The sequence below is a fragment of the Methyloversatilis universalis EHg5 genome, from assembly GCF_000378945.1.
GTDB classification, from domain to species: Bacteria; Pseudomonadota; Gammaproteobacteria; order Burkholderiales; family Rhodocyclaceae; genus Methyloversatilis; species Methyloversatilis universalis_A.
In genome coordinates, this window is the sequence record NZ_KB900539.1 from 1,965,834 (window position 1) to 1,985,456 (window position 19,623).

Sequence of the window (19,623 nt, forward strand, 5' to 3'; positions counted from 1 at the left end):
GGCGAGACGCCTGCGTCCTTCGTCGTCGTGGCCGTCAGCCGCCGATGCGGGCGATGGACACTTCGGTCGACTTCACCAGCGCGACCACTTCGACGCCCGGCTTCAGGCCGAGTTCGTCGACCGAGCGGGTGGTGATGACCGAGGTCACGATGCCGGCCGGCGTATCGACGTCGACCTCGCTGACCACGTCGCCGCGGACGATCTCCTTGATCTTGCCCTTGAACTGGTTGCGTACATTGATTGCGGTGATGGCCATGATGGTTTCCTTTCTCAGATGGCGAACGAAATGTGGGCGATGCCCGGTGTCCGTGCGTCGTGCGACGCCACGGAAGGTTCGATGGGAGGGGCTTCGAGTACGCGCTGCAGGATGCGCGCCTCGTAGGCCGAAAAGCCGTTGCTGGCGCGCTCGCGCGGCCGCAGCAGGCGGATGTCGAGATCGAGCGCGACCGCACCGTCCTCGATCAGCAGCACGCGGTCGGCCAGCGCCACCGCCTCCTGCACGTCGTGCGTAACCAGAATGGCGGTGAAGCCCTGTTCCTGCCACAGTGACTCGATCAGCTGCTGCATTTCGATGCGGGTGAGCGCATCGAGCGCGCCCAGCGGTTCGTCGAGCAGCAGCAGGCGCGGCGAGTGCACCAGTGCGCGCGACAGCGCGATGCGCTGGCGCTGGCCACCGGACAGCTGCGACGGCCAGTCGCGTTCGCGGTCGGCCAGGCCGACCCGCTCCAGCACTTCGCGGGCGCGGCGCCGGTACGCCGGCGTGAGGCCCAGCGACACGTTGTCGATCACCCGCTTCCAGGGCAGCAGGCGCGCGTCCTGGAACATGATGCGCACGTCGTCGGCGCTGCCGTCTATCGTCAGCTCGCCTTCGCTGGCGGCGTCGAGGCCGGCCAGCAGGCGCAGCAGCGTGCTCTTGCCGCAGCCGCTGCGGCCGACGATGGCGACGAACTCGCCCGGGCGGATGTCGAGGTCTATGCCCTTGAGCACCCGGCGTTCGCCGAAGGTCTTGCCGATGCCGCGCAGTTTCACCGCGGCACCGTTGATCACCCGTTCGGCTGCGCGCACTTCGGAATTCTCTTCAGGGGAAAAGTACATGGCGCCCACCTCAGCGTGACTGGTAGTTCGGATGCCACTGCAGCCACACGCGCTCCAGCGTGCGGGCCAGCAGGTCGGCCAGCTTGCCGAGCAGCGCGTACAGCAGGATGCCGACCAGCACCACGTCGGTCATCAGGAACTCGCGCGCATTCATGGTCATGTAGCCGATGCCCTCCTGCGCCGAAATCGTTTCGGCCACGATCAGGATGACCCACATGAAACCGAGCGAAAAACGCACGCCGACCAGGATGGAGGGCAGTGCGCCCGGCAGGATGATGTCGCGGTACAGCGCCCAGCCGCGCAGGCCGTAGGAGCGACCCATCTCGATCAGGCCGGCGTCCACCGAGCGGATGCCGTGGAAGGTGTTGATATAGACCGGGAAGAACACACCCAGCGACACCAGGAACAGCTTGGCGGTCTCGTCGATGCCGAACCACAGGATGACCAGCGGAATCAGCGCCAGCGGCGGAATGTTGCGGATCATCTGCACCGTGGTGTCGAGCAGGGTTTCGACCCGTTTCCACGAACCGGTGGCCAGGCCCAGCAGCAGGCCAAGGCCGCCGCCGATGGCGAAGCCGCTCAGCGCGCGCTGAGCGCTCACCAGCACGTGGCGCCACAGTTCGCCGCTGACCGCCAGCGTCCAGAAGGCTTTCAGCACGTCGAGCGGTGCCGGCAGCACGCGGCTGGACAGCCAGCCGGCCTGGGCGGCGACCTGCCACAGCACGACCAGTGCGACCGGCAGGCTCCAGGGCAGCAGTTTCTGCCGCAGATGCGGCAGCGAAGAGGAGGTCTGGGTACTCATGTCATGCCTTCACGAATAGATGGACGGTTCGGGCACACGGTCGTCCAGCACCCAGCGACCGATGTCCTGCAGCTTGTAGTCGAGGTTGTCGTGCAGCGTGTGCACCCGCACGTTGCGCCAGTAGCGGTCGTGGCCGTAGCGGGCCGCGGTGGCGCGCGCGCCCATCAGTTCGAAGATGCGCGAGGTCACGTCGAGCGCGGCGCGGCCGGCGGCGATCTTGGCCTGCCAGATCAGCAGCGCGACCTCGCCGCGTTCGCGCGCGTCCAGCGCATCGCCGCGCTCCCACGCGCGCTGCAGCGCGGCTTCGGCCTGCTGCGCCAGCGCCAGCGCGCCGCGGTAGGCGATCCACAGTTCGGCGAAGCGCACCTGGCCGTAGGGGTCATCGGCGGCACGCGACACGCCGCTGGCGAACCAGGGGCGCGCTTCATGCTGCACGTAGTGCCAGGCGGCGCGCAGTGCGCCCTGCGTGTTGCCGAGATAGATTTCGGTCAGGATGAGCTGCGACACCAGCGTGCGCAGCGTGGCCCGCGGCGTGCCGCGCGTACCCGGCGGGCCGAGGATTTCGTCGGCCTCGACGCGTACCTTCTCGAAGGTGACGGTGCCGCTGTCGGTCTGGCGCTGGCCGAGGTTGTCCCAGTCATCATGTACGGTGATGCCGGCGCGGTCGGTCGGCAGGCTGATGAACACCCGGTCGGCCGGATCGTCGCCACGCGGCGCAGTCACGTTCAGCATGTCGGAACCGGTGGCACCGGAGCAGAAGGACTTCACGCCGTCGAGCAGGAAATGGTCGCCCGCCGGCGTGAGCCGGATGCGGGTGTCCAGACCGTTGGTGGCATTGCCCCAGAACCAGCCCTTCGTCACCGTGTCACCGAGCAGGCGGGCCTGCTGCGCAGGGTTGGCGAACAGCCGCACGCTGGCCACCTGCAGATGCTGGAAGCCGAACAGGTGGGCGAGCGAACTGTCGGCCTCGGCGAAGCGGCGGATGACGGCGTAGATCTGCGGCCAGGGCAGTCCGGCGCCGCCGAATTCCGCCGGGACCGCGAGCGTGAGCAGGCCGCTGTCGCGCAGCAGCTGGCGTTCGGCCCAGGCGGTGCCGCCAGCGCGATCGCGCTCGGCGGCGGTGGCTTCGAGCCCGCGCGCGGTCCGTTCGACCGCTTCGGTGTGCGCGCCGAAATCGCGGTCGAACAGATGGGTGGCGTCGCCGCGTTCGAGCTGGCGGGTGGTGTCGGGGGCATTCATCGCGGCAACCTCAGAGCACCGGTTTCCAGACCGGCACCGCGGTGGCATTCACCTTGCGCGGCAGCAGGCCTTCGCGCGTGAAGGTGTCGGCGATGGCCTGCTGTTCCTGCAGCCGCTCCGGCTGCACCAGACGTACGTCGTAGCTGCGGCGGCCATTGGCCTGTTCCACCGTGGCTTCGTCCAGACCCCACACCGGTGCCAGCAGCGCGGCAGCGTCCTTCGGGCTCTGCTTTACCCACTTGCCGCTGTCGGCCAGCGCGTCGTAGATCACCTTGATCACGTCCGGGCGGGCCTGTGCGAAGGGCGTGGCGGTCAGGTAGTAGCGCTGGTACTGCGCCAGATTCGTGCCGTCGGCCAGCACCCGCACCTTGGCCTGGCGCTGCACCGCCGACAGGAAGGGGTCCCACACCACCCAGGCGTCGATCGCGTCGCGCTCGAAGGCCGCGCGGCCGTCGGCTGGTGCGAGATAGGCGGGCTGGATGTCCTTGAAGCTCAGACCGCTCTTCTCGAGTGCTGCGATCAGCAGGTAATGCACGCCGGCCGCCTTGGCGAAGCCCACGCGCTTGCCCTTCAGATCGGCCACGCTGCGGATCGGCGAATCGGCCTTCACCACGATGGCCTGGGCGGTGGGCGACGGTGCTTCCTGCGCCAGATAGGTGAGGTTGGCCCCGGCGGCCAGCGCGAACACCGGCACGGTATCGGCGACGTCGGCCGACACGTCCACGCTGCCCACGTTCAGCGCTTCGAGCAGCGGCAGGCCGCTGGCGAATTCGTGCCAGCTCACCTTGACGCCCAGCGGCGCAAGCTTCTGTTCCAGCGTGCCGCGCGTCTTCAGCACGGTGATCAGCGTGGACGACTTCTGGTAGCCGATGCGCACGGTGGCGGGTCTGTCCTGCGCGAAGGCGCGGCCGATGGCGAGCGCGGGCAGGGCGGCGGCGATGGCCTTCAAGGCATTGCGGCGATGGATGGACAGCGGTCGGGTCATGGCTCTTTCCTTTTGAGTGTCGTGGCGGCGTCAGAGAACGTGCGCGCCTTCGAGAATTTCAAGAATGCGGTTGCGGGCTTCGGTCAGGGCCGGCGAGCGGCGGTTGCGCGGGCGCTGTTCGGTGATCGTCACTTCGTCGAGCACTCGGCCGCCGCCCATCACGATGACGCGGTCGGACAGCCAGGCCGCTTCATCGACGTCATGGGTCACCAGCAGCAGCGTGGTGTCGTGCTCGCGGGCGATGGCCAGCAGCAGTTCCTGCAGCCGGATGCGGGTGAAGGCGTCGACCGCGCTGAAGGGCTCGTCGAGCAGCAGCAGCGGCGGCCGGTTGAACAGGCCGCGGGCGATGGCCACCCGCTGCGCCATGCCGCCGGACAGCGCCTTGGGCAGCGCGTCGGCCACCTGCGACAGGCCGACCTCTTCCAGCAGCGTGAACACGTGCGGATCACGGGCGCGCGCCGCATCGGCGTCGAAGCCGACGTTCTGCGCCACGGTGAGCCAGGGCAGCAGCCGCGGCTCCTGGAAGATGACGCCGATATCGCGGCTCACGCCGTGCTGCGGCTGGCCGTCCAGCGTCACCGTGCCGTCGTGTTCGCGGTCGAGGCCGGCCACGATGCGCAGCAGCGTGCTCTTGCCGCAGCCGCTGGCACCGACCAGGCTGACGATTTCGCCGGCTTCCAGCGTGAGCGAGAAGTTGTCCAGCACGCGCCGGTCGCCGAAGCGCTTGGACGGTACGTGCACATCGAGCAGTGCGGTCATGGTGCGCTCCTCAGCCAAGACGGGTTTCGAGTGCGTCACGCCAGACCAGCGCACGCTTCTCAAGCGATTTGAGAACGCTGTCCGACACCTTGCCCAGCACCGCCAGCAGCAGGATGGCGGCCAGCACGATGTCGGGGCGCGACGTTTCGCGGCCGTCGGTCAGCAGATAGCCCAGGCCGCGGGTGGCGGCGATCAGTTCGGCCGCGACCAGGAACATCCAGGCCAGACTCAGGCCGACGCGCAGGCCGGTGTAGAGGCTGGGCAGCGAGGCCGGCAGCAGGATGCGGCGCACCAGCGCAGTCCGGCTCAGGCCATACACCTCGCCCAGTTCGACCAGTTTGCGGTCGACATTGCGCAGACCGGACAGCAGGTTCAGATAGACCGGGAAGAAGGCGCCGATCGCGATCAGCGTGATCTTGGGCGTTTCGTCTATGCCCAGCCACAGCAGCAGCAGCGGCACCCAGGCCAGGCTGGGCACTGCGCGCAGTGCCTGGAAGGTCGGGTCGAGCAGCGCTTCGGCGCGGCGGTCCAGCCCGACCACCACTGCCGCGATCACCGCCAGCGAAGCACCGATCGCGAAGCCGCCGGCCACCCGGGCCAGACTGACGCCGATGTGCGATGCCAGACCGCTGCCCAGATCGAACAGCGTGCGCACGATTTCGCTCGGTGCCGGGAACAGGTGGGCGGCCAGCACGCCGCTGCGCACCAGCGCTTCGAAGGCCAGCAGCGTGAGCACCGGCAGCACCCAGCCCAGCGCCGGATGGGGACGCCCGGCACGGCCGGCGGGGACGGCCGGCCGTGCGGACGACACCGTCGCCTGGAGGGAGGAGGTGCGGGCAGCGGTGTTCATGGCATCAGTCCTTGGACGCGAGCACGGCGGCCGCGTGGCTGGGATCGATCAGTTCGGTCACCACCTTGGCGACGTCGGTGCCTTTGCGCACCAGCTCTTCCTCGACCAGGATGGGCGCGGCGGCGCGCAGCGCGTCGTGGTGCTCGCGGCCGATGCGCGGGTTGGAGAAATCGGTGCGCTTCAGCTGGGCCTGCGCCACCGGCAGATTGAGCTTGGCTTCTTCCGCCAGAATCTTCGCGGCTTCGTCCGGATTGGCGATCACCCAGCGGCGGGCACGCTCGTAGGCGGCGATCACCGTCTTCACCTGATCCGGATGTGCCTTCAGGAATTTCTCGGACACGTTCAGGAAGCCGTAGGTGTTGAAGTTCACATTGCGGTAGATGAGCTTGGAGCCGGCTTCCAGTTCGCTCGCAGCGAGGTGCGGATCCAGACCGGCCCAGGCGTCGACCCGCTTCTGTTCCAGCGCGACCCGGCCGTCCGGGTGCTGCAGATGGACGATCTCGACGTCGTTGCGCGACAGGCCCGCTTCATGCAGCGAGCGCAGCAGGAACAGATAGGGGTCGGTACCCTTGGTGGCGGCGATGCGCTTGCCCTTCAGTTCGGCCACCGACTTGATGGTCGAGTCCTTCGGCACCGCGAGCGCGGTCCATTCCGGTCGCGAGTACACATAGACCGAGCGGATCGGATTGCCGTTGGCGCGGCTCAGCACTGCGGCCAGACCGGCGGTGCTGCCGAAGTCGATGGCGCCGCTGTTCAGGAATTCGAGCGCGCGGTTGCTGCCCTGGCTCAGCGTCCATTTCACTTCGATGCCGACCGGCTTCACCGCTTGTTCCAGCCAGCCGAAGCGCTTGAGCACCAGGCTGGTCGGCGAGTAGTAGGCGTAGTCGAGGCGGATTTCCTTCGGCGCGTCGCCGGCGGCGAAGCCGGTCAGCGGCAGTGCGCTGGCCGCCAGACCGGCGGCGATCAGCAGGCGGCGGATGCGGGAGGGTGAGCTGCTCATGATCTTCCTTTTCAGTCCGGTTGAATGTCGTGTCCGACGGTGTCGGGTCGCGCTGTGTCGCGCGTCTGAAGGTCATGCTAGGGGCGGGCGCCGCGCATCCAAACCAATTAAATCTGCGCTGCATTTGTGCGGACGGACTGCGTTGCTTTGCCGATCCAGTGATAAGCGGATGCGGCGCAGGGCAACAAAAAAGCCTCCGTTCCCGGCTGGGGACGGAGGCTTTTCAGGCGGGACGGCGCAGCGCGATCAGCTGGCGGATGCGGCCGGCACGTAGTGGTTGGCGACGATTTCGCCGAAGGGGCCGGACAGGCTGAAGCCGGGCAGGCCCTGCTGCTGCGCTCTCGGCAGATGCGGGAACACCTGCTCGGCGAAGCTGTAGGCCTCTTCGAGGTGCGGATAGCCGGACAGGATGAAGGTTTCGATGCCGAGGTCGGCGTACTCCTTCATGCGTGCGGCAATGGTCGGCCCGTCGCCGACCAGCGCGGTACCGGCACCGCCGCGCACCAGGCCGACGCCGGCCCACAGATTAGGGCTCACCTCCAGCCGGTCGCGGCGCCCGCCGTGCAGCGCGGCCATGCGGCGCTGGCCTTCGGAATCCATCTGCGCGAATTTCTTCTGCGCGGCGGCGATGGTGTCGTCATCGAGATGGCGGATCAGGTCGTCAGCCGCCTGCCAGGCGCGCTCGTTCGTGTCGCGTGCGATCACGTGCAGGCGGATGCCGAAGCGCAGCGTGCGGCCGTGCGCTGCGGCGCGGCGGCGCATGTCGGCGATCTTCTCCGCCACCGCGGCCGGCGGTTCGCCCCAGGTGAGATAGACATCCACCTGTTCGGCCGCCAGTTCGTGCGCCGCCGGCGACGAACCGCCGAACCACAGCGGCGGATGCGGGCGCTGCACCGTCGGGTAAAGCTGCTTGCCGCCCTTCACGGTCAGATGCTTGCCGCTGAAGTCGAAGGACGCACCTTCGTGCGCACCGGACAGGATGCCGCGCCAGATGCGCAGGAATTCGTCGGTGATTTCGTAGCGTTCGTCGTGCGTGTGGAAGATGCCGTCACCGTCGAGTTCGGTCGGATCGCCGCCGGTCACCACATTGATCAGCAGCCGGCCGCCGGACAGGCGATCGAAGGTGGCCGCCATGCGCGCGGCCAGCGACGGTGCGGTCAGGCCGGGCCGCACCGCGACCAGGAATTTCAGCCGCTGGGTGAAGCCGATCAGTGCCGAAGCGGTGACCCAGGCGTCTTCGCAGGAGCGCCCGGTGGGCAGCAGCACGCCGTCGTAGCCCAGCGTGTCGGCCGCGATGGCGACCTGTTTCATGTAGTCCAGACTGACCTGGCGCCCGCCTTCCGCGGTGCCCAGATAGCGGCTGTCGCCATGGGTGGGGATGAACCAGAACACATTCATGATGGATACCTTGGAATGCTTGGATTGCCTGCGCGTGCGTGAAAGCGGGGTGGACTCAGACGCTGCAGCGCACCTGGTCGAAGGGCACCGGCTCGACCTGCTGCGCACGCCGGTTCAGCAGTGCGCGGTACTCGTAGACCAGCCGGTCAGTGGCCTGCAGCAGGCGGTCGATGATGTCGTCCGACAGCAGGTAGTTGCCGTGCTCGTCCTTGGTCACCGTGCTGTCGGTGGCATGCACGCCCGGCAGCACCAGTGCCGGCGACATCGACTGCAGCACCGGGCGCAGCGCGTAGTCGAGCGCCAGTGCGTGGTGCGGGCTGCCGGCGGTGGCCAGCGGCAGCACCACCTTGCCGTCCAGCCCGTTCTGCGGAAGCAGGTCGAGAAAGCTTTTCAGCAGGCCGCTGTAGGCGGCCTTGTAGACCGGCGTGGCAATGACCAGCGCGCTGGCGGCGGCCACCCGTTCGCTGGCGGCGCGGATCTGCGGGTCGCCGAAGCGGGCGTGCAGCAGTGCGTGCGCCGGCAGATCGGTCAGCTTGAGCCGCGTGTTCTCGACACCGCGCCGCTCCAGTTCGGCGGCGACGAAGCCGGACAGCGCGGCCGAGCGCGACGGCTCAACCGGGCTGCCCTGGAGGAACAGGATGGACATTCGGTCGGGCTCCGCGCTCAGCGCACGCTGATCTGGTCGAACACGCCGCCGTCGGCGAAGTGTGTTTTCTGTGCCTTCTGCCATCCGCCGAACTCGGCGTCGATGGTGAAGAGTTTCACCGGCGCGAAGGTCTTGGCGTACTTGGCGGCGACCTTGGGGTCGATCGGGCGGTAGTAGTTCTGGGCCGCGATTTCCTGACCTTCCGGGCTGTACAGGTATTCCAGGTAGGCGGTCGCCACCGCGCGGGTGCCGCGCTTGTCCACCACCTTGTCGACCACGCTGACCGGCGGTTCGGCCAGGATGGACAGCGAAGGGGTGACGATTTCGAACTTGTCCGGGCCCAGCTCCTTCACCGCCAGATAGGCCTCGTTCTCCCAGGCGATGAGTACATCACCGATGCCGCGCTCGACGAAGGTGGTGGTCGAACCGCGGGCGCCGGAATCGAGCACCTTCACGTTGGCGAACAGCTTTTTGACGAACTCTTTCGCGGTGGCGTCCGAGCCGCCCGGCTGCTTGGCCGCGTAGGCCCAGGCGGCGAGGTAGTTCCAGCGGGCGCCGCCCGAGGTCTTGGGGTTGGGGGTGATGACCTCGATGCCCGGCTTGACCAGATCGTTCCAGTCCTTCAGGTGCTTGGGGTTGCCCTTGCGCACCAGGAACACGATGGTGGAGGTGTAGGGGGAGGCGTTGTGGGGCAGGCGCTTCTGCCAGTCGGCGGGGATGAGCTTGCCGTTGTCGTGCAGGGCATCGACGTCGTAGGCCAGCGCGAGGGTGACCACGTCGGCTTCGAGGCCGTCGATGACCGAGCGGGCCTGTTTGCCGGAGCCGCCGTGGGACTGCTTGATGGTGACGTTGTCGCCGGACTTGGCCTTCCAGTGCTTGGCGAAGGCGGCGTTGAAGTCCTGATAGAGCTCGCGGGTCGGGTCGTAGGACACGTTGAGCAGGGTGATGTCGGCGGCCAGGGCGTTGCCGGCGAGAGCGGTGCCGAGCAGCAGGCTGGCGGCGAGGGTACGCAGGGCGGTTTTCATGGTGGGGCTCCGTGTGCGGTCAGTCGATGCGATGGATCGCACTGTAGGGAGCCGCCCGGGCGATGCGAACCAATTAAAACTGCGCTGCTTTGCACCGCTTTCCTGCAAAGCTTGTGAATTCCGGTGAGAAGGGTGGCGGCGTTTCCGGAATCTTTCGCCGCCGGATACGGTCTGTCGCGCCGGACGCCCCTGTTCCGGAACCCGCCATGAACGACCTGTTCGCACCCGCGCCGCACGACACCTTCGAGCCCACGCTTGCGGCCGCCCAAGCCCGCATCGACGCGCTGGACCCCGCTCGCTACGCGCGAACCCGAAATCATCTCGATGGCGCGGTGAGTCGCCTGTCGCCCTATCTGACCCACGGCTTCACGGACGTGCCCGCGGTGATCGCCCGCCTCGGGCAGCGCCACGCGCTGACGCCGGCGGACAAGATCGTGTTCGAACTCGCGTGGCGCGAGTACTTCCATCACCTGTGGCGGCACTGGGGCGACGGCATCCTGAGCGCCCGCCGACCGGCACCGGCCGCGCACTACGCGGCCGAACTGCCGGCCGACGTACGCGAAGGCCGCACCGGCGTGCCGGTGATCGACGCCTCGGTGCGCACGCTGTACGACACCGGCTACCTGCACAACCACGCCCGCATGTGGCTGGCGAGCTATCTGGTGCATCTGCGCAAGACCGGCTGGCTGGCCGGCGCGAGCTGGATGTACCGCCATCTGCTGGACGGCGATCTGGCGTCCAACATGCTCTCCTGGCAATGGGTGGCCGGCACGCTGACCGGCAAGCCCTATCTGTTCAATGCCGAGAACGTGGCCCGCTACGCGCCGGCGCTGACCAGTCCGGGCAGCGCGATCGACGACAGTTATGAAGCGCTCGACCGCAGAGCGCGCCACGCGCCGGACTGCGGCCCCGAACCGGGTGTGCATGCGGCGGTGGCGGAGCCAGGTACCGGTGCGCCGCCGGCGGAATCCGCCGCGTTTCCGACCGGCGCCGACCCGGTGTGGCTGGTGCACCCGTGGTCGCTGGGCGAGGTACCGCCGGGCCATGTCGCGGTCGGCTGGATCGAACCCGGATTCCACGCGCGCTTCGGCTGGAGCGCCGCGCGCTGGGCTTTCGTGGTGGCCCGCATGCGCGCGCTGTGCGACAGCATGGTGGTGGGCGATGCGGACCGCTTGCGGCGGCTGTGGCCGACCGCCCGGCTGAGCGCGCAGGCCACGCTGAATCCCTTCTACGCCGAGGCGCTGCGCGACGCCCGGGTGACGGTGCAGCCGGTGCCGCACCAGTTCGACGACCCGCCGCAAGCGCAGCCTTCGTTTTCCCGTTTCTGGCAGACGGTCGCGCCCGACGCATCGACCTCGCAACCCTGGCACCGCTGATCATGGAGACGCGCATGACCCTCAATCCGCAGGCGCGGCGGCCCGCACGAGTGCTCGGCCTGGCAGGACTGATTCCCTTCGTCGGGCTGACGCTGGCGCTGCTGGCCGGCTTCGATGCCCCCCGCACGCTGGCGCTGGCTCAGTTGGCCTACGCCGCCACCATCCTCAGTTTCGTCGGGGCGCTGCACTGGGGGCTGGCGCTCGCGGCGCCGCAGCTGGATGAAGCGGCCCAGTGGCGGGCGCTCGGCTGGGGTGTGCTGCCGGCACTGATCGCCTGGTGCGCGCTGCTGGTGCCGCTGCCCACCGGTCTGTGGCTGATGGCGGCGCTGGTGCCGGCCTGTGCCTGGATGGACGCGCAGCTCGCGCGTCAGCTCGGCCTGGCGCCCTGGTATCTGCGCCTGCGTCTGCTGCTGAGCGCGGTGGTGGCGCCCTGTCTGGCGCTGTCGGCACTGGCGGTCTGATCGCCCATGCAGGTGGTGTGGTTCAAGCGCGACCTGCGCATTCACGACCACGCGCCGCTGCGCGCGGCGGCCGCGGCCGGCCCGGTGCTGGCGCTGTACGTTCATGAGCCCTCGCTGCTGGCGCAGCCCGAGATGGATGCACGCCACGCGGGTTTTCTGCGCGAGGCGCTGGACGACCTGACGCGTCGGCTGCAGACGCTGGGCCTGTCGCTGCTGCAGTTGCGCGGCGACATGCCGGCGGTGCTGGATGCGCTGCACCGTGCGGCGCCGGTCAGCGCGCTGTGGAGCCACGAAGAGACCGGCACGCTGGCCAGCTTCGCGCGCGACCGGGCGGTCGCCGACTGGTGCCGCGCGCACGGCGTGCCCTGGCATGAGAGCCCGAATGGCGGCGTGGTGCGCCGGCTGCGCGACCGCGACCGCTGGTCCGACCTCTGGCTGTCGCGCATGACGCCTGCACCGCTGCCGCCGCCTGCGCACATCGAAGCGGCGGCTCATCCGCTGGCCGGTCTGCAGTCCACGCCGGACCCGCTGGCGCTCGGCGTGGCCGGGGCTGACATCGCCGGTCGCCAGCGCGCCGGTCGCCGGCAGGCGCTGGCCGAGCTGGACACCTTCCTGTCCGAGCGGCTGCCGCGCTATCGCCGCGGCATGTCCAGTCCGCTCAGCGGCGAGCACGACTGTTCGCGCCTGTCGCCGCATCTGGCTTTCGGTACGCTGTCGCTGCGCGAGGTGGTGCACGCGGTATGGCGGGCGCGCGCCCGCTGGCTGGCCCGTCTGCCCGGCCCGGATCAGGCGGCGGCGCTGGCCGGGCTGAAATCCTTCGAAAGCCGGCTGCACTGGCAGGCGCATTTCATCCAGAAGCTGGAATCGGAGCCGGACATCGAACTGCGCGCGGTGAACCGCCTGTACGACGGTCTGCGCGAGGCGGACTTTTCAGCCTCACGGCACGCCGCCTGGTGCGCCGGTGAAACCGGATTTCCGTTCATCGACGCCTGCATGCGCGCGCTCGCGGCGACCGGCTGGATCAACTTCCGCATGCGCGCCATGCTGGTGGCTTTCTCGTCCTACCAGCTGTGGAATCACTGGCGCGAACCCGGCCTGCATCTGGCGCGCCAGTTCACCGACTTCGAGCCGGGCATTCACTGGCCGCAGGTACAGATGCAGTCCGGTGTGACCGGCATCAACACGCTGCGCATCTACAACCCGGTCAAGCAGCAGACCGATCAGGACCCGAAGGGCATTTTCGTGCGCCGCTGGCTGCCGGAACTGGCGCGCGTGCCGCTGGCGCTGCTGGCCGAGCCCTGGCGCATGGACGCCGCACAGCAGCGGGAGGCCGGCTGCGTGATCGGCCGCGACTATCCGGCGCCGGTGGTCGATCACCTGGCGGCGGCCCGGGCCGCGCGCGACGCGGTATGGGCGGTCCGCCGGCAGCCGGACGCGGCCGGTGAGGCACGCCGGGTGTATCTGCAGCACGGCAGTCGCAATCCGAACCGTGAAGGATCGCCGCGACGTGGCCGGAAGCCGGCCGACGACGCCCAGATGGGCTTCGGTTTCTGACCGCAGCCCGCGCGCTCAGTCGCCCAGCGCCTGTTCCAGATCGGCGATCAGGTCGCCGGCGTCTTCCAGCCCGATGGACAGCCGCAGCATGGCGTCCGGAATGCCGCGCCGGGCGCGCTCTTCCGGCGCGATGCCGTGGTGGGTGGTGGTGCAGGGCTGGGTGACCAGACTTTCGACGCCGCCCAGGCTGGGCGCGAGCCGGATCAGCTTCAGCCGGTCAGCGACCCGGGTCGCGTCTTCGCGCCCGCCGCGCACCACGATGCTCAGCATGCCGCCGAAACCGTCCATCTGCGTCTTCGCCAGCGCGTGACCTGGCGCGTCCGGCAGACCGGGGTAATGCACCCGCGCAATCTTCGGGTGGCGCGCCATCGCTTCGGCCACCGCCTGCGCATTGGCGTTGTGCTGGCGTACCCGGACCACCAGCGTGCGCAGGCTGCGTGACAGCAGCGCGCAGGTTTCCGGCGACGGCACGGTGCCCAGATTCTTGCGCCAGGCCCACACCGGCTCAAGCAGCGCGCGGCTGCCCATCAGCACGCCGGCGGTGAGGTCGCTGTGGCCGCCAAGGTACTTGGTGGCGCTGTGCATCACGATGTCCGCCCCCAGTTCCAGCGGTCGCTGGTTCACCGGTGAGGCGAAGGTGTTGTCGATCGCGACCAGCGCGCCGTGGGCATGCGCGCGTGCGGCCATGGCACGGATGTCGACGATGTCCAGAGTGGGGTTGGTCGGCGTTTCGAAGAACACCAGCTTCACGCCGTCGGCCAGCAGCGCATCCAGCCGGTCGGTTTCGTGGCCGAGGATGCAGTGGGTGCGCAGACCGAGGCCGGGCAGCTGCTGTTCCAGCAGTTCCAGCGTGCCGCCGTAGGCGTCGCCGACGCACACGATGCCGTCGCGGCCATGGGTCAGGAAGAGGGCGCTCAGCGCCGCCATGCCGGAGGCGAACACCCAGGCCGCCTCGGCGCTTTCCAGCCCGGCCAGCGTTTCTTCCAGCGCAAAGATGGTGGGGTTCAGGCCGTAGCGGGTGTACAGCCCGCCGCGGGTGCGACCGTCGATCACGTCGAGCAGATCGGCGGTGGAGGCGAAACCGAAGGTGGTGGTGTTGTAGACCGGCGGATAGGGGCTGCCGTAGGCGTCATCCGCCGTATGGCCATGGATGGCGCGGGTGGCGAGCCGTTGGGGAGGCATGTCGGACATGGGGCGTATCCTGCAGACGGAAGTCTGAAGGATACGCCTGCACCGCATTGGTGCGTAACGACTGATCAGAACTCCGGCTGCACGCCGTTGGCAAGTTTGGATTCCAGTACGCCTTTGCGACCTTCTTCCTCATTGACCAGATGAAGTTTAGTGCGTGCGTAAAGCACGCCCATCTTCACTTCCTGCCAGACGTAATAGAGCTTGCCGGCCACGGCGTCTATCGACAGCGTATCGGTGTTCTCGGAGATCGATGTAATGGTGTGCTTGCCCGCCGGCACTTCGATGAAGAAATAGGTTTTGGCGGCGGTCTGACCGATGTGCTTGCCATCCACCTGCAGGTCCATCTTGACCGCGGCGCCCATGTTTTCGTGGCGATATACGTAGATGCCCGCCTTTTCGGCGCGGGGCGCTTCGAAGGTCTTCAGAGCGGTGTCCCGGGTGGCATCGCCCATGGGGACCGAGGCGCACCCGCCCAGCGTCAAGGCGAGGGTGGCGAAGAGGAGCAGCGCTGTTTTTTTCATGACTTCATCCTGAATGAAAAAAGCGATCAGTAGGGGTAACCGGGACGCGCGTTGGCCTGCGTACCGTTGTCCTTTGCCGGCGACTTCTCGTCGCGGCGATCTATCGTGACCGACTCGCCCATGCGCAGAGGCAGGTCGTTCGGATAGTCGTAGCCGGTGCCCTTGTTGTGGTCGATGATGGCGCCGATGCCGCCGCCCAGGATGATGTTGCCCCACATGCCGCCAGCGGAGCGCGAGATCGCGCGCAGGAAGCCGGCGCTCATTCCATCCTTCTGGCATTCGACGCTCAGGTCTTCGGCGGAGCGACGCACCATGACGTTGCCCGGCGATTTGGCGTTCCAGCTGCCCTTGTCGTTCTTGAGCTCGCACTTGGCGTTTTCGACGACGTCGCCATTCTGGTCACGGGTGGTCAGCGTGACGGTCTGCATCTCGTTGGAGGTGATGGTTGCGCAGCCGCCGCTCAGTGCGATGGCGAAGCAGAGCAGGGGGAGTGATGTCTTCAAGTACGGGTCCTCAGCGTATCGAGCCCCGCCGGTCGTTGTATGACTTTCGATATATGTCAAAAGAATGATTTGGCGCGGGGCGCGCGAACTATAGACGATGAATGCGCGAGGCATTTAACTATGACGTATTTTTACAAACGTCATGCGATGGACATCGGATCTGAAATGCGCTGCGTAAGGCGCGGGTGAACCTCGGGTGACAGGCGGGCCTGGATCAGCCCAGGCAGAAGAACTCGACCACGTCGCTGGCTGCGCTGCGGGGTGAGCCGAATGCCAGCCAGCCGTGGCCGTCGATCACCACCTCTTCGCGGGTGAGTGCGAATTCGTGCTGGCCCTCTATCGTGACGAAGGTGCCGTTGCTCGAACGGTCGGTGAGGATGAAGCGGTCGCGGCGGAATTCCAGGTCGCAGTGCTGGCGGGATGCACGCGCGTCCTTGACCAGAATGTCGACACCGGCATCGCGGCCCATGCGCAGGCGGGTGTGCTCGGCGCCCAGCAGCCACACGCGACCACCGTGATAGACCCGCATTTCCTGCTTGCCGGTGTTCAGGTTGAGGCCGCCGATATGGGTGACGTGTTCGGAATGTTCGCAGCGCAGTTCGCACATTTCGACCGAACGCGCGACGCCCTTGACCACGCGCGGCGGCATCGGCCGCACCATGTGCTGGAAGTGCTCGGACAGCCGCACCGCAGCTTCGGTCGATACGATGGCGCGGCCGTGACTGCCCAGTTCCGACAGCCGCGCGGCGATATTCACCGATTCGCCGTAGATGTCGTCGCCGGTTTCGATCACCGGGCCGAAATGGAATCCGGTGCGCACGCCGAGAGAGAAGTGATGGGCCAGCGGCAGGCCACTGATGTCGCGGTGGATGGCCAGCGCGGTATCGGCCGCGTGGTCGCAGGCGCGGAAGGTGGCCAGCAGACCGTCGCCGGTCATCTTGATCACCCGTCCCGAACTGCCGACCACCGAGTCGCGCATCGCGCGCAGGCAGCGGTCGATCAGCGCGAACGCCGCAGTGTCGCCCATGCGCTCATAGAGCTGGGTGCTGCCCACCAGGTCGGCGAACAGCACGGCGCATTCTTTCGATACGGGCGGGACGCGGCTCATGTTTCCTTATGCGAAGAAGCGGCTGCGCACGTCGTCCGGCAGCGGCACGCCGGTGGCGTGGGCGCGTGCGAGCAGTTCCCAATAGTAGCGATAGGAGGCGCGGTCGTGCAGCGTGTCGTGATGCCGGGTCGGCCCCCAGCTCGCGTCCTGCGCGCCGCAGATGATCGCGATCGCGTCCTCGACCTCGCTGAAATCCGGCCGCATCTCTTCGACGATGGGCAGGATCTGGTTCGGATGAATGCTCCACATGCGCATGAAACCGAACTGGCGACGGGCCTGACGGGCGTCATTGCGGATGAAATCGATATCGCGGATTTCGGTGGTCACGTTATGCGTCGGCACCACGCCGCAGCCATGTGCGGCAGCGGCGATTTCGCATTTCGTACGCACGATGATGGGGTGCTCGAACTGGGTCGGGCTCTTCATCGCGTTGCCGGGCAGTGCGCCGTGGTGGGCGCTGACGAAATCCATCAGGCCGAGGTCGATCGATTCCACCCGGTCGAGCGCGGCGATGTCCCATACCTGACGCAGCGCGCCGTGGCTTTCGATCAGCACGTGCACCGGAATCTTCCGCTTGAGGCCGGCCAGCGTTTCGCAGTTGCGCAGCCAGTCGGTCTGCACCTTCACGTCGTCGGCCGAGCGTGCCTTGGGCAGCGTAATGAAGGCCAGCCTGTCGCCGGCGTCGCCGACGATCACCTCCATGTCGGCCTTCCAGTGCGCGTGGGTCACGTCGTGGATGCGCACGCCGACGCGGCCGAACAGGTTGTCCTCGCCGGCGATGACCGAGGCGCACAGCGTACGGTGGCCGGCTTCGTTGCCGGCGGCCGCACCGTCCTCGCAGTCGCAGGTCACATCGAAAATGGGTCCCAGTTCGGCCTGCAGCGCCAATGCCTTGCGCATCAGCTTTTCCGAGCCTGCGTAGTGGTCGACCGCGGGCAGGATGGGGAAGGGCTTTTCGCCCTGGTACAGGACTTCGCGCGGATGGACGGCAGCGTTCATGCGGACAACTCCGGCATAAAAAAAGCGGCCACGTTACCGGGCCGCTTCTTCCTGTTCAATGCTGCGTCGCCGCATGCCGACCCGGTGGGAACAGGGTGACACGCGGACGGCACGCAGCACCGTGGCATCAGAGCAGGTCGGCGACGCCGGCGCGCTCCTCTTCCAGTTCGGCCAGCGTCTTGGCGACGTAGGGCTTGGAAAACTCGTCGATTTCCAGGCCCTTGACGATGGTGTATTCGCCATTTGCGCAGATGCAGGGGAAGCCGAACACCAGGCCTTCCGGAATGCCGTAGGAGCCGTCGGACGGCACGCCCATGGTGACCCAGTCACCGTTGGAGCCGAGGTGCCAGTCGCGCATGTGGTCGATCGCGGCGTTGGCGGCCGAGGCGGCCGACGACAGGCCACGGGCCTCGATGATGGCGGCGCCGCGCTTGCCCACGGTCGGCAGGAAGGTCTTGGCGTTCCATTCCTGGTCGTTCACCAGATTGGCAACGCTGTCGCCGTTCGAGGTGGCGAAGCGATAGTCGGCGTACATCGTCGGGCTGTGGTTGCCCCACACGGTCATCGTCTTGAACGACGACACCGGGCGGCCGATCTTGGCCGACAACTGCGACAGCGCGCGGTTGTGGTCCAGACGCAGCATGGCGGTGAAATTCTTCGCCGGTACGCGGCCACCGGCCTTGGCGGCGGTCTTCGCTGCGATGTAGGCGTTGGTGTTGCAGGGGTTGCCGACAACCAGGATCTTGCAGTTCGGCGAGGCGTGCTGGCCGATGGCGGCACCCTGAACGGTGAAGATCTTGGCGTTTTCGGTCAGCAGATCCTTGCGCTCCATGCCAGGGCCGCGCGGACGGGCACCGACCAGCAGCGCGAAGTCGGCGTCCTTGAAGGCGACGTTCGGGTCATCGGTGGCGATCATGCCGGCGAGCAGCGGGAACGCGCAGTCGTCCAGTTCCATCATCACACCGGTCAGCGCCTTCTGGGCCTGCGGCAGGTCGAGCAGTTGAAGAATGACCGGCTGGTCCTTGCCCAGCATTTCACCGCTGGCGATACGGAACAGCAGGGCGTAGCCGATCTGACCGGCAGCGCCGGTCACCGCGACGCGAAGAGGCGTCTTTGACATGGTGATCTCCTGTCTGAGGATGGGACGGGTACTTTTGTATACCTTGGGGTGCGTCGTGCGCGGCCCGAATTATGGTCGACCCGCGGCCGTTTTGACACACAGCACAAAAATCGGATTCCGCTGGCCGGGGGCTGACCGGTCGGAACGTGTTTTTGCACGGCATCAATTTATATCATATATAAGACATCAGACACGATGTAGACGTGACAGGATTTCTGTGCTGAAATTGTTGCATGGCACAGGAATCCCCCACCTTCAGCCCGCTGTATCGGCAGATACGCGGCTTGCTCACGCAGGCGCTGCAGAGCGGCGAATGGCGTCCGGGTGAGGCGATCCCGAGCGAAACCGAACTGGCTCAGCGCTTCAGCGTCAGCCAGGGTACGGTGCGCAAGGCCATCGACGAGATGGCAGCGGACAATCTGCTGGTGCGCAAGCAGGGTAAGGGTACCTTTGTTGCGACGCATCACGATCCGCGTGCATTCTTCCGCTTTCTTCGTCTTGCGCCGATCAACGGCACCATAGAGACCTCGCAGAGCGTGCCGCTCGAATGCTGGCGCGCCCGCGCCGGCCAGGAAGTGGCCCGCATGCTGGACATCGAGGTCGGGTCTCAGATCATCATCGTGCGCCGGCTGCTGAAGTTCGCCGGCAAGCCGGTGGTGATCGACGAAATCTATCTGCGCGGCGATCTGTTCCCGGGCCTCAATCTCGAGGTGCTGAAGGAACAGCAGGGTTCGCTGTATTCATTCTTCGAAACGCGTTTCGGTGTGCGCATGGTGCGCGCCGAAGAGCGTCTGCGCGCGGTCGCGGCTGACCGCCAGAGCGCTGAATACCTCGAAGTGAGCGACGGCAGCCCGCTGCTGTCGGTCGAGCGGGTGGCCTACACCTACGACGACAAGCCGGTGGAGTGGCGCCGCGGCCTGTGTTCGACCGCCGATCACCATTATCTGAACACGCTGAATTGACGGAGCCGGCGGCGACCGGCGTGTGACAC

At 67.3% G+C, this 19,623-nt stretch carries 21 protein-coding genes; 4 read left to right on the plus strand and 17 right to left on the minus strand.

Features of this window, described 5'->3' with window-relative positions; all coding sequences use genetic code 11:
- Nucleotides 1-34: 34 nt before the first annotated feature.
- The 11 genes from METUNV2_RS0109165 to METUNV2_RS0109215 all read right to left on the minus strand — a co-directional run bounded on the left by METUNV2_RS0109165 (nucleotide 35) and on the right by METUNV2_RS0109215 (nucleotide 9,799).
- Nucleotides 35-256: a TOBE domain-containing protein gene (locus METUNV2_RS0109165; protein ID WP_008059602.1), complete on the minus strand. Its 222-nt coding sequence runs from the start codon at nucleotides 254-256 to the stop codon at nucleotides 35-37.
- A 14-nt stretch (nucleotides 257-270) separates the two neighbouring features.
- Nucleotides 271-1,095 (minus strand): ATP-binding cassette domain-containing protein, encoded by an 825-nt coding sequence (locus METUNV2_RS0109170; protein WP_018229170.1) that lies wholly within the window; start codon nucleotides 1,093-1,095, stop codon nucleotides 271-273.
- A 10-nt stretch (nucleotides 1,096-1,105) separates the two neighbouring features.
- On the minus strand, nucleotides 1,106-1,897 hold the full coding sequence (gene ssuC / locus METUNV2_RS0109175; RefSeq protein WP_018229171.1) for an aliphatic sulfonate ABC transporter permease SsuC: 792 nt from the start codon (nucleotides 1,895-1,897) through the stop codon (nucleotides 1,106-1,108).
- 9 nt (nucleotides 1,898-1,906) lie between these two features.
- On the minus strand, nucleotides 1,907-3,136 hold the full coding sequence (locus METUNV2_RS0109180; RefSeq protein WP_018229172.1) for an acyl-CoA dehydrogenase family protein: 1,230 nt from the start codon (nucleotides 3,134-3,136) through the stop codon (nucleotides 1,907-1,909).
- Between the two features lie 10 nt (nucleotides 3,137-3,146).
- Nucleotides 3,147-4,121, minus strand: coding sequence for an aliphatic sulfonate ABC transporter substrate-binding protein (locus METUNV2_RS0109185; protein ID WP_018229173.1), 975 nt, complete (start codon nucleotides 4,119-4,121; stop codon nucleotides 3,147-3,149).
- 30 nt (nucleotides 4,122-4,151) lie between these two features.
- The gene (locus METUNV2_RS0109190; protein ID WP_018229174.1) at nucleotides 4,152-4,880 is read right to left on the minus strand and encodes an ABC transporter ATP-binding protein; all 729 of its coding nucleotides are present in this window, start codon (nucleotides 4,878-4,880) and stop codon (nucleotides 4,152-4,154) included.
- Between the two features lie 10 nt (nucleotides 4,881-4,890).
- Nucleotides 4,891-5,730 carry an ABC transporter permease gene (locus tag METUNV2_RS0109195; RefSeq protein ID WP_018229175.1) on the minus strand — a complete coding sequence of 280 codons (840 nt, stop codon included), beginning with the start codon at nucleotides 5,728-5,730 and terminating at the stop codon, nucleotides 4,891-4,893.
- A 4-nt stretch (nucleotides 5,731-5,734) separates the two neighbouring features.
- Nucleotides 5,735-6,730 carry an aliphatic sulfonate ABC transporter substrate-binding protein gene (locus METUNV2_RS0109200; RefSeq protein ID WP_018229176.1) on the minus strand — a complete coding sequence of 332 codons (996 nt, stop codon included), beginning with the start codon at nucleotides 6,728-6,730 and terminating at the stop codon, nucleotides 5,735-5,737.
- A 246-nt stretch (nucleotides 6,731-6,976) separates the two neighbouring features.
- Nucleotides 6,977-8,128 (minus strand): FMNH2-dependent alkanesulfonate monooxygenase, encoded by a 1,152-nt coding sequence (gene ssuD, locus METUNV2_RS0109205; protein WP_018229177.1) that lies wholly within the window; start codon nucleotides 8,126-8,128, stop codon nucleotides 6,977-6,979.
- A 55-nt stretch (nucleotides 8,129-8,183) separates the two neighbouring features.
- Nucleotides 8,184-8,774 carry an NADPH-dependent FMN reductase gene (gene ssuE, locus METUNV2_RS0109210; RefSeq protein WP_018229178.1) on the minus strand — a complete coding sequence of 197 codons (591 nt, stop codon included), beginning with the start codon at nucleotides 8,772-8,774 and terminating at the stop codon, nucleotides 8,184-8,186.
- A gap of 17 nt (nucleotides 8,775-8,791) precedes the next feature.
- Nucleotides 8,792-9,799 (minus strand): sulfate ABC transporter substrate-binding protein, encoded by a 1,008-nt coding sequence (locus METUNV2_RS0109215; RefSeq protein WP_018229179.1) that lies wholly within the window; start codon nucleotides 9,797-9,799, stop codon nucleotides 8,792-8,794.
- A gap of 206 nt (nucleotides 9,800-10,005) precedes the next feature.
- On the opposite strand from METUNV2_RS0109215, the gene METUNV2_RS0109220 reads away from it, so the two are divergent.
- The 3 genes from METUNV2_RS0109220 to METUNV2_RS0109230 are packed head-to-tail and all read left to right on the plus strand — an operon-like array spanning nucleotide 10,006 to nucleotide 13,190.
- Nucleotides 10,006-11,175: an FAD-binding domain-containing protein gene (locus tag METUNV2_RS0109220; RefSeq protein ID WP_018229180.1), complete on the plus strand. Its 1,170-nt coding sequence runs from the start codon at nucleotides 10,006-10,008 to the stop codon at nucleotides 11,173-11,175.
- A 14-nt stretch (nucleotides 11,176-11,189) separates the two neighbouring features.
- Complete coding sequence (locus tag METUNV2_RS0109225; RefSeq protein WP_018229181.1) at nucleotides 11,190-11,636, plus strand: DUF3429 domain-containing protein; 447 nt, start codon at nucleotides 11,190-11,192, stop codon at nucleotides 11,634-11,636.
- Nucleotides 11,637-11,642: 6 nt separating this feature from the next.
- The gene (locus tag METUNV2_RS0109230; protein ID WP_018229182.1) at nucleotides 11,643-13,190 is read left to right on the plus strand and encodes an FAD-binding domain-containing protein; all 1,548 of its coding nucleotides are present in this window, start codon (nucleotides 11,643-11,645) and stop codon (nucleotides 13,188-13,190) included.
- 15 nt (nucleotides 13,191-13,205) lie between these two features.
- On the opposite strand, the gene METUNV2_RS0109235 is transcribed toward METUNV2_RS0109230, so the two are convergent.
- From METUNV2_RS0109235 to METUNV2_RS0109260, 6 genes are all read right to left on the minus strand, one after another.
- Nucleotides 13,206-14,381, minus strand: a complete 1,176-nt coding sequence (locus METUNV2_RS0109235; protein ID WP_018229183.1) for a trans-sulfuration enzyme family protein — start codon at nucleotides 14,379-14,381, stop codon at nucleotides 13,206-13,208.
- A 65-nt stretch (nucleotides 14,382-14,446) separates the two neighbouring features.
- A complete protein-coding gene (locus METUNV2_RS0109240; RefSeq protein WP_018229184.1) occupies nucleotides 14,447-14,902 on the minus strand; it encodes a DUF2846 domain-containing protein in 456 nt (151 codons plus the stop codon).
- A gap of 26 nt (nucleotides 14,903-14,928) precedes the next feature.
- Nucleotides 14,929-15,405 carry a hypothetical protein gene (locus tag METUNV2_RS0109245; protein WP_018229185.1) on the minus strand — a complete coding sequence of 159 codons (477 nt, stop codon included), beginning with the start codon at nucleotides 15,403-15,405 and terminating at the stop codon, nucleotides 14,929-14,931.
- A 214-nt stretch (nucleotides 15,406-15,619) separates the two neighbouring features.
- Complete coding sequence (locus METUNV2_RS0109250; RefSeq protein ID WP_232415650.1) at nucleotides 15,620-16,477, minus strand: FHA domain-containing protein; 858 nt, start codon at nucleotides 16,475-16,477, stop codon at nucleotides 15,620-15,622.
- Nucleotides 16,478-16,519: 42 nt separating this feature from the next.
- Nucleotides 16,520-17,512 (minus strand): HpcH/HpaI aldolase/citrate lyase family protein, encoded by a 993-nt coding sequence (locus tag METUNV2_RS0109255; RefSeq protein WP_018229187.1) that lies wholly within the window; start codon nucleotides 17,510-17,512, stop codon nucleotides 16,520-16,522.
- A 127-nt stretch (nucleotides 17,513-17,639) separates the two neighbouring features.
- On the minus strand, nucleotides 17,640-18,632 hold the full coding sequence (locus METUNV2_RS0109260; RefSeq protein WP_026188022.1) for a malate dehydrogenase: 993 nt from the start codon (nucleotides 18,630-18,632) through the stop codon (nucleotides 17,640-17,642).
- Nucleotides 18,633-18,865: 233 nt separating this feature from the next.
- On the opposite strand from METUNV2_RS0109260, the gene METUNV2_RS0109265 reads away from it, so the two are divergent.
- On the plus strand, nucleotides 18,866-19,594 hold the full coding sequence (locus METUNV2_RS0109265; RefSeq protein ID WP_018229189.1) for a GntR family transcriptional regulator: 729 nt from the start codon (nucleotides 18,866-18,868) through the stop codon (nucleotides 19,592-19,594).
- The last annotated feature ends 29 nt before the right edge of the window (nucleotides 19,595-19,623 follow it).

Coding starts and splice junctions, on each gene's coding strand:
- METUNV2_RS0109180 (WP_018229172.1), bottom strand. CDS start 3,136: ATGAATGCCCCCGACACCACCCGCCAGCTCGAACGCGGCGACGCCACC.
- METUNV2_RS0109255 (WP_018229187.1), bottom strand. CDS start 17,512: ATGAACGCTGCCGTCCATCCGCGCGAAGTCCTGTACCAGGGCGAAAAG.
- ssuD (WP_018229177.1), bottom strand. CDS start 8,128: ATGAATGTGTTCTGGTTCATCCCCACCCATGGCGACAGCCGCTATCTG.
- METUNV2_RS0109220 (WP_018229180.1), top strand. CDS start 10,006: ATGAACGACCTGTTCGCACCCGCGCCGCACGACACCTTCGAGCCCACG.
- METUNV2_RS0109230 (WP_018229182.1), top strand. CDS start 11,643: ATGCAGGTGGTGTGGTTCAAGCGCGACCTGCGCATTCACGACCACGCG.
- METUNV2_RS0109170 (WP_018229170.1), bottom strand. CDS start 1,095: ATGTACTTTTCCCCTGAAGAGAATTCCGAAGTGCGCGCAGCCGAACGG.
- METUNV2_RS0109185 (WP_018229173.1), bottom strand. CDS start 4,121: ATGACCCGACCGCTGTCCATCCATCGCCGCAATGCCTTGAAGGCCATC.
- METUNV2_RS0109260 (WP_026188022.1), bottom strand. CDS start 18,632: ATGTCAAAGACGCCTCTTCGCGTCGCGGTGACCGGCGCTGCCGGTCAG.
- METUNV2_RS0109195 (WP_018229175.1), bottom strand. CDS start 5,730: ATGAACACCGCTGCCCGCACCTCCTCCCTCCAGGCGACGGTGTCGTCC.
- ssuC (WP_018229171.1), bottom strand. CDS start 1,897: ATGAGTACCCAGACCTCCTCTTCGCTGCCGCATCTGCGGCAGAAACTG.
- METUNV2_RS0109235 (WP_018229183.1), bottom strand. CDS start 14,381: ATGTCCGACATGCCTCCCCAACGGCTCGCCACCCGCGCCATCCATGGC.
- METUNV2_RS0109265 (WP_018229189.1), top strand. CDS start 18,866: ATGGCACAGGAATCCCCCACCTTCAGCCCGCTGTATCGGCAGATACGC.
- METUNV2_RS0109240 (WP_018229184.1), bottom strand. CDS start 14,902: ATGAAAAAAACAGCGCTGCTCCTCTTCGCCACCCTCGCCTTGACGCTG.
- METUNV2_RS0109215 (WP_018229179.1), bottom strand. CDS start 9,799: ATGAAAACCGCCCTGCGTACCCTCGCCGCCAGCCTGCTGCTCGGCACC.
- ssuE (WP_018229178.1), bottom strand. CDS start 8,774: ATGTCCATCCTGTTCCTCCAGGGCAGCCCGGTTGAGCCGTCGCGCTCG.
- METUNV2_RS0109225 (WP_018229181.1), top strand. CDS start 11,190: ATGACCCTCAATCCGCAGGCGCGGCGGCCCGCACGAGTGCTCGGCCTG.
- METUNV2_RS0109200 (WP_018229176.1), bottom strand. CDS start 6,730: ATGAGCAGCTCACCCTCCCGCATCCGCCGCCTGCTGATCGCCGCCGGT.
- METUNV2_RS0109165 (WP_008059602.1), bottom strand. CDS start 256: ATGGCCATCACCGCAATCAATGTACGCAACCAGTTCAAGGGCAAGATC.
- METUNV2_RS0109190 (WP_018229174.1), bottom strand. CDS start 4,880: ATGACCGCACTGCTCGATGTGCACGTACCGTCCAAGCGCTTCGGCGAC.